Raw genomic sequence first — 12747 nt, forward strand, 5'->3', positions numbered from 1 at the left:
ATCATGTTCCCAGACCGTATCTTCTCCGGCATGCGGCCCACCGGGTCGCTGCACCTCGGCCACTATCACGGCGTGCTGAAAAACTGGGTGCGCCTGCAGTCCGAGTATCCGTGCTTCTTCTGCGTGGTCGACTGGCATGCGCTCACCACGCACTATGAAACGCCGGATGTCATCGAGAAGAACGTCTGGGACGTGCTGATCGACTGGCTCGCCTCGGGTATCGACCCGAACCAGGCCACGCTCTTCATCCAGAGCCGCGTGCCCGAACACGCCGAACTCGCGCTGCTGCTCGGCATGAGCACGCCGCTGTCGTGGCTCGAGCGCGTGCCGACCTATAAGGAGCAGATCGAGAAGCTGCGCGACAAGGACCTCGGTACCTACGGCTTCCTCGGCTACCCGGTGCTGATGGCCGCCGACATCCTGCTGTACCGCGCGTCGCTCGTGCCGGTGGGCGAGGACCAGGTGCCGCACGTCGAAATGGCCCGCGAGATGGCGCGCCGCTTCAACTACATGTACGGTCGTGAGCCGGGCTTCGAAGAGAAGGCCAACGAAGCGGCGAAGAAGCTGGGCGGCAAGCGCTCGAAGCTCTATCACGAACTGCGCAATGCCTATCAGCAGGAAGGCAACGAAGAGGCGCTCGAACAAGCCCGCGCGATGCTTTCGGAGTCGCAAAGCCTCTCGATGAGCGATCGCGAGCGTCTTTTCGGCTACCTCGAAGGCTCGCGCAAGATCATCCTGCCGGAGCCGCAGGTGCTGCTCACGGAAGCTTCGCGCATGCCGGGCCTCGACGGCCAGAAGATGTCGAAGTCGTACGGCAACACCATCGGCCTGCGCGAAGACGCCGAGTCGATCACGAAGAAGGTCCGCACCATGCCGACCGACCCCGCACGCGTGCGCCGCACCGATCCGGGCGATCCGGACAAGTGCCCGGTGTGGCAGCTGCACCAGGTATACACGGACGAGCAGACGCACGACTGGGTGCAAAAGGGCTGCCGTACGGCGGGTATCGGTTGCCTGGAATGCAAGCAGCCGGTGATCGAGGGCATCCTGCGTGAGCAGCAGCCGATGCTCGAACGTGCGCAGAAGTACATGGACGACCCGTCGCTGCTGCGTGCAATCGTTGCGGACGGCTGCGACAAGGCGCGCAAGTTCGCCAACGAAACGATGCGCGACGTGCGCGAGGCCATGGGCCTCTCGTACAGCTGACCGAGCTGATGACGTCGACGCCTGCCGCCGGTTCGCTGGCCCACGGGCTCTCCGAGCCTTCGCGCTGGGTGCGCCGCTGGGCGCACCTGATCGCACCCGGCGGCACGGTGCTCGACGTGGCCTCAGGCGCGGGCCGGCACACCCGCTGGCTCGCGGGGAAGGGCCATCCGGTCACGGCGCTCGACCGCGATGCCGCCGCGCTCGCCACGCTGCATGATGTGACGGGCGTTGCGACACTAGAGTGCGACCTCGAAGGCGCGCCCTGGCCGCTCGCGGCGGATGCCCGTTTTGCCGCCGTGGTCGTCACGAACTACCTGCACCGCCCGCTCATGCCGCGTCTCATTGACGCGCTGGCGCCGGGCGGCGTCCTGATCTACGAAACCTTCGCGCAGGGCAACGAAACGGTCGGCAAGCCATCGAACCCCGCTTTCCTGCTGGCTCCCGGCGAGTTGCTGGCGGTCTGCACGCCCGCGCTGCGGGTAATCGCCTATCAGGACGGATTTCTTTCGCAGCCGCGTGAGGCGTATATTCAGCGCATCTGCGCGGTACGGGAAAAAACGACCTCAGCGTCCCCCGAAAGAGCCGGTAATGTTCCCGAGAACCAGGTCCTACCCGTAACGCGTTACGATCTGACCGGCTAATCCGCTACAATCGCGGTTTAACCGACTCATTTTTCTGGCGTTTCATGGCTAACGGCACTCAGGACGGCATTACGCTGCAAGGCAGCATTCCCGCGATCGTCACCCCCATGCACGAAGACGGCAGTCTCGACCTGCCGGCATTCCGCAAACTGATCGACTGGCACGTAGAAGAGGGGACGGATGCCCTCGTCGTCGTTGGTACGAGCGGGGAGTCCGCCACGCTTGACGTCGAAGAGCACATTCTGATGATCAAGACGGCGGTCGAGCACGCTGCCGGCCGTATGCCGATCATCGCGGGCGCCGGCGGCAATTCCACCGCCGAAGCCATCGAACTCACGAAGCACGCAAAGGAAGTCGGCGCGCAGGCGTCGCTCCAGGTCGTGCCCTATTACAACAAGCCAACCCAGGAAGGCATGTACCGCCACTTCGCGAAGATCGCGGAGGACGTGGACCTGCCGGTCATCCTCTACAACGTGCCGGGCCGTACGGTCGCGGACATGGCGAACGAGACCATCCTGCGTCTGGCCGAAGTGCCGGGCATCATCGCGGTGAAGGAAGCGACGGGTAACATCGACCGCGCCGCGCACCTCATCAAGCATGCGCCGAACGGCTTCAAGATTTTCAGCGGCGATGATCCCACGGCGATCGCGCTGATGCTGCTCGGCGGCCACGGCAATATTTCGGTAACCGCGAACGTTGCGCCGCGCCAGATGAGCGACCTGTGCAAGGCCGCGCTCGCCGGCGACGTCAAGACGGCGCGTGCGATCCATATGAAGCTGTTGTCGCTTCACAAGAACCTGTTCATCGAATCGAATCCGATTCCGGTGAAGTGGGCGCTGCAGGAACTCGGCCGCATCGAAGGCGGCATCCGACTGCCGCTCACGCCGCTCGACGCGCGCTACCACGACGTGGTGCGTGCCGCGCTGCGCGAAGCCGGTCTGGCTGGCTGATCCGATCAGCCAGTCGCCGATTTTTCAACCGACGCCGCCACGGCCCAACCGCCCAATCACTGAAAGACCTCGGACCGACCTCGGACCCACCGTCTCGCAGAGCAAGGCTTAGCGTTCCCGTATCACACGAAGGCCCACATGAAACGTTCCGCTTTTTCCCTCCACGCAACCCGCATGGCGGTGCTGGCGCTTGCACTCGGCTCGCTCGCAGGCTGCGAGTCGCTGAACGACATGTTCGCGTCCGATCGCGTGAACTACAAGGACACGCCGACTGCGCCGCCGCTGAACGTGCCGCAGGATCTGTCGTCGGCGCCGAGCGACCAGAAGTACGTCGCGCCGCCGCCCACGGTCACGCTTGGCGGTGCTGCCCAGCGCACGGTCACGCCGGCCGGCAACGCCACGCTCGGCGTGCCGAGTACGCAGGATCCGTTCGGCATGCACGTCGAGCGCGACGGCGACCGCCGCTGGCTCGTGGTGGACGGCCGCTCGCCGGACGACGTCTGGCCGCAGCTGCAGGAATTCTGGACGGAAAACGGCTTCACGCTGACGACCGACTCGCCGTCCACGGGCATCATGACGACCGATTGGGCGGAAAACCGCGCCAACATTCCGGACGACTGGTTCCGCCGCACGATTGGCCGCGTGATCGACTTCGCGTACTCGTCGGGCACGCGCGATCGCTTCCGCGTGCTGGTCTCGCGCGGCCCGGACGGTCAGACGGATATTTCCGTCACGCATAACGCGATGGAAGAAGTGCTGACGGGCCAGGACAAGACCGGCTCGAAGTGGGTGGAGCGTCCGCGCGATCCGGCGCTCGAAGCCGCGTTCCTCGCGAAGATCATGCAGAAGTTTGGCCTGACCGATGCGCAGTCCAAGCAACTTTTGACCGATGCGCGTCCGTCGACGGCGGGCGTCAAGGTCGCCGCCGGTCCTGACGGCACGACGCTCGATCTGCCCGAAGCGTTCGACACCGCGTGGCTGCGCGTGGGCCTTGCGCTCGACCGCACGAACTTCACGGTCGACAACCGCGACCGCGAGAAGGGCCTCTACTACGTGCGCTACGCCGACTCGATGCAGGAGCTCAAGGGCGACGGCCTGCTCGGCAAGCTTTTCTACAACCCGAAGAAGGCTGCGAAGGATCAGGGTCCGGAATACGTCGTGGCGGTTCGCTCGACGGGCAATTCGACCCAGGTTGCCGTGGTCGACCAGACCGGCCGCATCGACACGTCGTCGGACGCGCAACGTATCGTTTCCGCGCTCCATGCGCAGCTGAACTGACGTGCGCTGATATGCGATTTGCGAGCCTCGGCAGCGGCAGCGAGGGCAACGCACTGGTCGTAGAAGCAGGCAGCGGCACGACGCCCACGCGCGTGCTGCTCGACTGCGGATTCTCAGCGAAAGAAGTCGAGCGGCGCCTCGCCCGCGCGGGGCTGGCCGCCGACTCGCTCACCGCGATTCTCATTACCCACGAACACAGCGACCACATCGGCAGCGCACTCACGCTGGCGCGCCGCTGGTCGGTTCCGCTTTACATGAGCTGGGGCACGGCGCAGGCCGTCGGCGCCGACGATGCCGCAGGCGTCGAACTCAACGTGTTGTGGGGCGATGAAGCAGTCGAAATCGGCGAACTTGGCGTGTTGCCCTACACGGTGCCGCACGACGCCCGCGAGCCGCTGCAGTTCGTGTTCAGCGACGGGGCGAGCCGGCTTGGCGTGCTGACCGACGTCGGCGAATCGACGTTGCATATCAGCAGCGTGCTGAGCGGTTGCGATGCGCTCGTGCTCGAATGCAACCACGACCTCGAGATGCTCGCGGCGAGCCGCTATCCCGCATCGCTGAAGGCGCGTATTGGCGGTTCGCATGGTCACCTGAACAACGAGGCCGCCGGCGACATCCTCGCGGGGCTCGATCGTACGAAGTTGCGGCATTTGATCGCCGCGCACCTGAGCCAGCAAAACAACACTCCCGAGCTTGCGCGCGCGGCGATGGCCGCGGTTCTCGGAAACGCCGCAACGGAAATCGGGGTCGCCTCGCAAGCCGAGGGATTTGACTGGATCGCGCTCTAAGTCCTGCGCTCGCCTGGCAACCAAACGAGTGGACGAAAAAAAGCCCATGACGAAAGTCATGGGCTTTTTGCATGGTGAGGCCGGCGATCTGTCGATCCGGCCCCGCCAGGGTTTGGTTGCGCTTTAGTTGCGATTGCCGCCGAAGATGCCGAGGATGGCGAGCAGGTTCGTGAACACGTTATAGAGGTCCAGATAGATCGCGAGCGTCGCCGAGATGTAGTTCGTCTCGCCACCGTTCACGACGCGCTGCACGTCGAACAGCATGTAGGCCGAGAAGATCGCGATGGCGAGCACCGAAACCGTCAGCATCAGCGCGGGCAGCTGCAGGAACATGTTCGCGACGCCGGCCAGCAGGATCACGATTACGCCCATGAAGAGCCACTTGCCGAGGCCCGAGAAGTCACGCTTGCTGACCGTGGCGATGGTGGCCATGGCGGTGAAAATGATGCCGGTGCCGCCGAATGCGAGCATGATGAGCTGCGGGCCGTTCGAGAAGCCGAGGATGAACGACAGCAGGCGCGAAAGCATCAGGCCCATGAAGAACGTGAAGCCGAGCAGCACGAACACGCCCACCGAGCTGTCCTTGGTGCGCTCGATTGCGAACATGAAGCCGAAAGCGATCGCAAAGAACGCGAGCAGGCTCATGGCCGGGCTGGTGGCAGCAAAAAGCGAGAAGCCGGTCGCGACGCCCACCCACGCGCCGAGCACCGTCGGCACCATCGACAGCGCGAGCAGCCAATAGGTGTTGCGCAGCACGCGGTTGCGGGTCTCCGCCGAGGTGACGGTGCCGCCGCGGCCGAAGTTATAGGGATACTCGTTCATGCTTTCTCCTTGCGTGAGACGCGTGGGTGAGGGTGCGCAGGTGCGCGGTCCGCTCCCCCATAAGATAAGTGTGCTGACCCAGAGTTTCAACGGGTTGCCACACAGTTTCCGTTATGTTTCTACAGCGCTTGCGTACAGACTATGCCGCCAATCTTAAGCCTCTCTGAAACCTGCGGCGGCGCGGCGCTCGTGTCTGGATTGCGCTCATTAGCGCCGGTTTGCCGGACTATGAGGGTTCAATCGCAATCATACATGGGAACATGCTACAATTGCGGATTCATTTGAATCTGTAACCTCTTAATTTTTTGGAGCTTTTATGGCGATCGAACGCACCCTGTCGATTATCAAGCCGGACGCAGTGGCAAAGAACGTGATCGGCCAGATCTACAGCCGCTTCGAAAACGCTGGTCTGAAGGTCATTGCCGCCCGCATGGTCCACCTCTCGCGCGCTGACGCCGAGAAGTTCTACGCTGTTCACGCAGCGCGCCCGTTCTTCAAGGACCTCGTGGACTTCATGGTCTCGGGCCCGGTGATGATTCAAGCGCTCGAAGGCGAGAACGCCATCCTGAAGAACCGCGATCTGATGGGTGCAACGGACCCGAAGAAGGCTGACAAGGGCACGATCCGCGCTGATTTCGCCGACAGCATCGACGCGAACGCCGTGCACGGTTCGGACGCCGCTGAAACGGCTGCAGTGGAAATCGCGTTCTTCTTCCCGCAAGTCAACGTCTACTCGCGCTAAGCACAGCGCGGGCAGATTGCAGTAGTAGCATAGGGTCGCGAACGGCGATGACGCTCACCGTCCAGTTCCCGGTGCCGCGCAAGTGCGCAGGCAGCTGGGCAACGCGGGCGGTGGGCGCGCTCTCGCACTGAAATGGCAGGATTCGATATGACGAGCAGTTCCACCGTCAACCTTCTCGATCTCGACGCCCAAGGGCTCGTCGCCTATTGCGAGAGCCTGGGCGAGAAGCCGTTTCGCGCCAAACAGCTTCAGCGCTGGATCCATCAGTACAACGCCGCCGACTTCGACGGCATGACGGATCTCGCCAAATCGCTGCGCGAGAAGCTCAAAGGGCGCGCCACCATCGGCATGCCCGGCATCATTAGCGACAACGTTTCCTCCGACGGCACGCGCAAATGGCTCGTGGACGTCGGCAACGGCAACGCGGTCGAAACCGTGTTCATCCCCGAAGACAACCGCGGCACGCTGTGCGTGTCGTCGCAGGCGGGATGCGCGGTCAATTGCCGGTTCTGTTCGACCGGCAAGCAAGGTTTTTCACGCAATCTCACCACGGCCGAAATCATCGGCCAGCTGCGCATGGCGGAATTCGCCCTGCGTGCTTCCCTTCTGGGTGAAGCGGGCGGTCGCGCGACCGGCGGTGACGGCAAGGGCGAACGCGTCATCACGAACGTCGTGATGATGGGCATGGGCGAGCCGCTTCTGAACTACGACGCGGTCGTGCCGGCCATGCGCCTGATGCTCGACGACAACGCCTACGGCCTGTCGCGCCGGCGTGTCACGCTCTCCACCTCGGGTGTTGTGCCGATGATGGACCGTCTTGGGGCCGAACTTCCCGTGGCGCTCGCCGTGTCCTTGCACGCACCGAACGACGCGCTGCGCGACGAACTCGTGCCGCTCAACCGCAAGTACCCGCTGCGCGAGTTGATGGCGGCTTGCCAGCGCTACCTGGAAGTCGCGCCGCGCGACTTCATCACGTTCGAGTACTGCATGCTCGACGGCGTCAACGACACCGAAAAGCACGCGCGCGAATTGCTCGCCGTCACGCGTGACGTGCCGTGCAAGTTCAATCTGATCCCGTTCAATCCGTTCCCCGAGTCGGGCTTGCTGCGTTCGAAATCGGACCAGATCAAGCGCTTTGCGCAGATTCTGATGGATGCGGGCGTCGTCACGACCGTGCGCAAGACCCGCGGCGACGACATCGACGCGGCCTGCGGCCAGCTCGCCGGCGAGGTGAAGGACCGCACGCGCCTTGCCGAGCGCATGAGCCGGAGCACGGGCAAGGTCATCGAAGTACGGCCGGTTCGGCACTGAGCCGGCATGAGGAGGGCCCACGGCGGCGTGCGGGGGAAACGCGCGGCCGTAGGCGGTAGTAAAGAAACGTTGCAGAAGCGATCGCAAGCGGCCAAAGGTTTTACAACGTGGCCGCGCATTTTGTTATAAACGGTCTGCGAATCGGGTAGACGCGGGGCGGGACGTGCCCCACCGGTTCCAGTATTGAAAAGAATCGACGCAAGGACTTTGGGATGAGCGAGCCGCAGCACCCTTTCGGGACAGACGGAACTGACAGCAACGCAGGTCGTTCGGCGCCGGGCGCGTCGCCCTCGCCGGTGCAGGCCGTGCCCGACACACTGGCTGCGGCCGGCGCGCGTCTTGCACAGCTGCGCGAGGCCAAGGGTTGGGCGATCGAAGATGTCTCGGCGCGCCTCAAAGTGGCGGTGTCGAAGCTGCGCGAACTCGAAGCGGGCGATCTCAGCCATCTGCCGGACACGACGTTCGCGCTGGGCGTGGTGCGCGCCTACGCGAAGCTGCTCGGCACCGATCCTGCGCCGTTCACGCAAGCGCTGCGCCGCGAGCGCGGCATTGCGCAGCCGGATCTGTCGATGCCCGCTTCGGCCGGCTCCGATCTGCCGCGCGGCCGCGTTTCCCTCTCGCTCGGCGGCGGTGGCGCACGTGCGCCGCGCCGTCGCGCCTCGTGGCTGTGGGGCGTGGCGATCATCGTGGTCGCGGTGCTCGCACTTTCCATGTGGCACACGAATAGTGGCGAATCGTCGGCGTGGTTTGCTCGCCTGAAGGCGATGGCAAATGGCGCGAGCGTGCAGCCGGGTGCGTCCTCGCCCACGGTGACGCAGGGCGTTGCGACCGGCAGCGAAGGCGCTTCGGCCGCCGAGGGCGCCGATCAGCCGGCTACGCCGCAAGCCGGCGACGCAAACGATGCGGGCGACAACGCCAATGCCGCGCCCGATCAAGGCGCGGGCGCGAGCGCACCGCTTGCGGCGCCGCAAGCTACGCAACCGGCGCCGCAGGCGACGCAGCCGGCAACGCAACCGGCGCAACCTGCGGCTCAGCCGGCGCCCCAGGCGGCGAAGCCCGCCGCTGCAAGCGCAGCGCCGGCGGCTGCCGTTGCCAACGCGGCAAGCGCAGCGCACGCTCAGGCAGCGAGTGCAGCGGCCGCAGCGGCAGCGCAGAACCCGGCAGCCGACAACGGCGCGGACACTTCGACGTTCGCGATTCGCGTGACGCAGGACACCTGGGTCAGCGTGCGCCAGAAGGATGGCAAGGAAGTTTTCTCGGGCATGATCCACGGCAGCGACGCGCGTGAGATCACCGGCACCGAGCCGCTCAAGGTCACAGTGGGCAACAAGGCCGGCATCGAGTCGATGACCATCGACGGCCAGCCGGTCGACACGTCGAAGTACGCGTCGGCGCGCGGCAACGTTGCGCGCTTCGTGCTGCCCTGATCAAGACATGGCACGCGTCGCGGCCGGGCAAGTCTTCTTGCCTGCCGCGACGCTTTTTCAATTCACGCAGTGCCGTCGCCAACTAGCTGGCGATAAGCGCGCGTGAGGCGTAAATGGGTTTTTCGATGCAAAGCGAAACGCAATCCTCGACCAGCAACAGTCAGATCTGCTCGACCGAGCCGGTCCTCGGCGGCCACGCGCCGCGCCGCAAGTCGCATGCCGTGCATGTGCGCTGGGGCGGCCAGCTGGTGACGATCGGCGGCGACGCGCCGGTGCGCGTGCAGTCGATGACCAACACCGACACCGCGGACCCCATCGGCACCGCGATCCAGATCAAGGAACTCGCGCAGGCGGGCTCGGAACTCGTGCGTATCACGGTCAACACGCCGGAAGCCGCGGCGGCCGTGCCGTACATCCGCGAGCAGCTTGACCGCATGGGCGTGATGGTGCCGCTCGTCGGCGACTTCCACTACAACGGCCATCTGCTGCTGCGCGACTATCCCGCTTGCGCGGAGTCGCTCTCGAAGTACCGTATCAACCCGGGCAACGTGGGCCAGGGCGCGAAGCGCGACACGCAGTACGCGCAGATGATCGAAGCGGCCATCAAGTACGACAAGCCGGTGCGTATCGGCGTGAACTGGGGCAGCCTCGACCAGGACCTGCTCGCGCGCATGATGGACGAGAACGGCGCTCGCAAGGAGCCGTGGGAAGCGCAAAGCGTGATGTACGAAGCGCTCATTCAGTCGGCCATCGGCTCGGCGGAACGCGCGGTCGAACTCGGCCTTGGCCGCGACAAGATCATCCTGTCGTGCAAGGTGAGCGGCGTGCAGGACCTGATCGCCGTCTACCAGGAACTTGCAAAGCGCTGCGACTTCGCGCTGCACCTGGGTCTCACGGAAGCGGGCATGGGCTCGAAGGGCATCGTCGCTTCGACGGCGGCGCTTTCCGTGCTACTCCAGCAAGGCATTGGCGATACGATCCGCATCTCGCTCACGCCGGAACCGGGCGGCGCGCGCACGGGCGAAGTCGTGGTCGGTCAGGAAATCCTGCAGACCATGGGCCTGCGCTCGTTCACGCCGATGGTCATCGCTTGCCCCGGCTGTGGTCGCACGACCAGCACGCTGTTCCAGGAACTGGCTTCGCAGATCCAGGGCTATCTGCGTGCGCAGATGCCGATCTGGCGCGACGAGTATCCTGGCGTCGAGACGATGAATGTCGCTGTGATGGGCTGCATCGTGAACGGCCCGGGCGAGTCGAAGCACGCGAACATCGGCATCAGCCTGCCGGGTTCGGGCGAGAACCCCGCGGCGCCGGTCTTCATCGACGGCGAAAAGGTGAAGACGCTGCGCGGCGAGCGCATCGCCGAAGAATTCCAGCAGATCGTGAGCGACTACGTCGCGCGCAAGTACGGCAAGGCCGAAGCGACGAACTGAGCAGGGCGGTCGATCCGCTCGTAGTTCGCTTGTGGCCGCTTGTGGTCACGATACGCACAACCGAATAAAGCCAATACGCAACGCAATGACTGAACAGAAACGCAAGCCCGAAAAGCTCACGGGCGTGAAGGGCATGAACGACATCCTGCCGCAGGAGGCAGGGCTGTGGGAATTCTTCGAAACCACGGTCAAGTCCATGCTTCGTTCGTACGGCTATCAAAATATCCGCACGCCGATCGTCGAGCATACGCAGCTCTTTACGCGCGGCATCGGCGAAGTGACCGACATCGTCGAGAAGGAGATGTACAGCTTCACCGACGCGCTCAACGGCGAGAATCTCACGCTGCGCCCGGAAGGCACGGCTGCCGCCGTGCGCGCGTCGATCGAGCACAACATGCTCTACGACGGTCCGAAGCGCCTGTGGTACATCGGCCCGATGTTCCGTCACGAGCGTCCGCAGCGTGGCCGTTATCGTCAGTTCCATCAGGTGGGCGTCGAGGCGCTCGGTTTCGCGGGTCCCGATGCGGACGCGGAAATCATCCTGATGTGCCAGCGCCTCTGGGACGATCTCGGCCTCGCCGGCATCAAGCTCGAGATCAACTCGCTCGGCGTGGCCGAAGAGCGTGCGGCGCATCGCGTCGAACTCATCAAGTACCTTGAGCAGCACGTCGATCTGCTCGACGAAGACGGCAAGCGCCGCCTCTACACGAACCCGCTGCGCGTGCTCGACACGAAGAATCCCGCGCTGCAGGAGATCGCAGACAAGGCGCCGAAGCTGATCGACTTCCTCGGCGAGGCTTCGCTCGCGCACTTCGAAGGGCTGCAGCGCATTCTCAAGTCGAACAACATTCCGTTCAAGATCAACCCGCGTCTGGTGCGTGGTCTCGATTACTACAATCTGACCGTGTTCGAATGGGTGACCGACAAGCTCGGCGCGCAGGGCACGGTCGCAGCGGGCGGCCGCTACGATCCGCTGATCGAGCAACTGGGCGGCAAGCCGACGGCGGCGTGCGGCTGGGCCATGGGCATCGAGCGCATTCTCGAATTGCTCAAGGAAGAAGACCTCGTGCCGGAAGAAGAAGGTTGCGATGTCTACGTTGTCCACCAGGGCGACGCCGCGCGCGAGAAGGCGTTCATCGTGGCGGAGCGTCTGCGCGACACGGGCCTCGACGTTATTTTGCATTGCAGTGCCGACGGTCAGAGCGCGAGCTTCAAGTCGCAGATGAAGCGCGCAGATGCGAGCGGCGCGGCGTTTGCCGTGGTACTCGGCGAGGACGAAGTGGCCAAGGGCGAGGCCGGTGTGAAGGCGCTGCGCGGCACGGCCGCGGAGGCCCGCAGCGAGCAACAAACGGTAGCGCTTGAGGACTTGACCGAATATCTGATCAATGCGATGGTTGCATCCGCCGAAGACGGCGACGACTAACAGGGCCGCCCCAAGGGGCTGCCCGGTTCGCTGCGCATTCGAAAACAGGCTTCAGAATAAACGAGGAATCGCTACGCGATGAGTTACCACGACGAACAGGAATCGATCGAGAGCTTCAAGGCATGGTGGGGGCAGTGGGGTAACGCCGCTACGTGGGTCGTGCTGATCGTTCTGCTCGCGCTCGCTGCGTGGAATGGCTGGAACTTCTGGCAGCGCCGCCAGGCGGCCGAGGCCGCCGTGCTGTACGACCAGGTGCAACAGGCCGCGAGCAGCGGCGACAAGGCCATGCTCACGCGCGTGGCGACCGACATGGAAGATCGCTTCGGCGGCACGGCGTACGCGCAGATGACTGCGCTTGGCGTGGCCAAGGCGCTCTACATGGCGGGCGACACGGCCGGCGCGAAGGCGCAGCTGCAATGGGCCGCCGATCACGCGAAGGACGACGAATTCCGCCAGATCGCGAAGCTGCGTCTGGCTTCGCTTCTGCTCGACGAAAAGGCCTACGATCAGGGCCTCGCGCTGATTCCGCAACCGGATTCGGGTCCGTTCAAGGGCATCGTGGCCGACGGCCGTGGCGATTTGCTGGCTGCGGCCGGAAAGCGCGACGACGCGCGCGCGTCCTACAAGCTGGCCCTCGACAGCCTGCCGAAGAGCGACGCTTCCGAGCGTCAGCTGATCCAGTTCAAGCTGGATGCGCTCGGCGGCTAATTCGACGGCTAAGTTGCG

12 protein-coding genes are annotated in these 12747 nt (G+C 64.5%); 11 read left to right on the top strand and 1 reads right to left on the bottom strand.

From position 1 onward, the window contains the following. The first annotated feature begins 3 nt into the window (after positions 1–3). The 5 genes from U5A65_RS18395 to U5A65_RS18415 all read left to right on the top strand — a co-directional run bounded on the left by U5A65_RS18395 (position 4) and on the right by U5A65_RS18415 (position 4863). Positions 4–1206, top strand: coding sequence for a tryptophan--tRNA ligase (locus tag U5A65_RS18395; RefSeq protein WP_321908926.1), 1203 nt, complete (start codon positions 4–6; stop codon positions 1204–1206). Between the two features lie 8 nt (positions 1207–1214). After that, positions 1215–1847, top strand: a complete 633-nt coding sequence (locus tag U5A65_RS18400; RefSeq protein WP_321946941.1) for a class I SAM-dependent methyltransferase — start codon at positions 1215–1217, stop codon at positions 1845–1847. A gap of 44 nt (positions 1848–1891) precedes the next feature. Next, positions 1892–2797, top strand: a complete 906-nt coding sequence (dapA, locus tag U5A65_RS18405) for a 4-hydroxy-tetrahydrodipicolinate synthase (protein WP_321908921.1) — start codon at positions 1892–1894, stop codon at positions 2795–2797. Between the two features lie 138 nt (positions 2798–2935). Beyond that, positions 2936–4075 carry an outer membrane protein assembly factor BamC gene (gene bamC, locus U5A65_RS18410; RefSeq protein WP_321908919.1) on the top strand — a complete coding sequence of 380 codons (1140 nt, stop codon included), beginning with the start codon at positions 2936–2938 and terminating at the stop codon, positions 4073–4075. Between the two features lie 11 nt (positions 4076–4086). Continuing rightward, on the top strand, positions 4087–4863 hold the full coding sequence (locus U5A65_RS18415; protein WP_321934899.1) for an MBL fold metallo-hydrolase: 777 nt from the start codon (positions 4087–4089) through the stop codon (positions 4861–4863). Between the two features lie 123 nt (positions 4864–4986). On the opposite strand, the gene U5A65_RS18420 is transcribed toward U5A65_RS18415, so the two are convergent. Further along, positions 4987–5685, bottom strand: a complete 699-nt coding sequence (locus U5A65_RS18420; RefSeq protein WP_158757600.1) for a Bax inhibitor-1/YccA family protein — start codon at positions 5683–5685, stop codon at positions 4987–4989. 316 nt (positions 5686–6001) lie between these two features. Here U5A65_RS18420 and ndk point away from each other — a divergent pair, with 316 nt between their 5' ends. The 6 genes from ndk (at position 6002) to U5A65_RS18450 (ending at position 12729) form a co-directional block, all read left to right on the top strand. Then, positions 6002–6427, top strand: coding sequence for a nucleoside-diphosphate kinase (gene ndk, locus U5A65_RS18425; RefSeq protein WP_321908916.1), 426 nt, complete (start codon positions 6002–6004; stop codon positions 6425–6427). Between the two features lie 147 nt (positions 6428–6574). Further along, complete coding sequence (rlmN, locus tag U5A65_RS18430; protein WP_321946942.1) at positions 6575–7738, top strand: 23S rRNA (adenine(2503)-C(2))-methyltransferase RlmN; 1164 nt, start codon at positions 6575–6577, stop codon at positions 7736–7738. Between the two features lie 212 nt (positions 7739–7950). Further along, complete coding sequence (locus U5A65_RS18435; protein WP_321908912.1) at positions 7951–9165, top strand: RodZ domain-containing protein; 1215 nt, start codon at positions 7951–7953, stop codon at positions 9163–9165. Positions 9166–9290: 125 nt separating this feature from the next. Next, positions 9291–10598, top strand: a complete 1308-nt coding sequence (gene ispG, locus U5A65_RS18440; RefSeq protein ID WP_321909204.1) for a flavodoxin-dependent (E)-4-hydroxy-3-methylbut-2-enyl-diphosphate synthase — start codon at positions 9291–9293, stop codon at positions 10596–10598. An 85-nt stretch (positions 10599–10683) separates the two neighbouring features. After that, on the top strand, positions 10684–12021 hold the full coding sequence (hisS, locus tag U5A65_RS18445) for a histidine--tRNA ligase (protein ID WP_321908911.1): 1338 nt from the start codon (positions 10684–10686) through the stop codon (positions 12019–12021). A gap of 78 nt (positions 12022–12099) precedes the next feature. After that, positions 12100–12729 carry a tetratricopeptide repeat protein gene (locus U5A65_RS18450; RefSeq protein WP_321946943.1) on the top strand — a complete coding sequence of 210 codons (630 nt, stop codon included), beginning with the start codon at positions 12100–12102 and terminating at the stop codon, positions 12727–12729. Positions 12730–12747 lie beyond the last annotated feature (18 nt).

Source organism: Paraburkholderia sp. J10-1, from assembly GCF_905220165.1.
Taxonomy (GTDB): Bacteria; Pseudomonadota; Gammaproteobacteria; order Burkholderiales; family Burkholderiaceae; genus Paraburkholderia.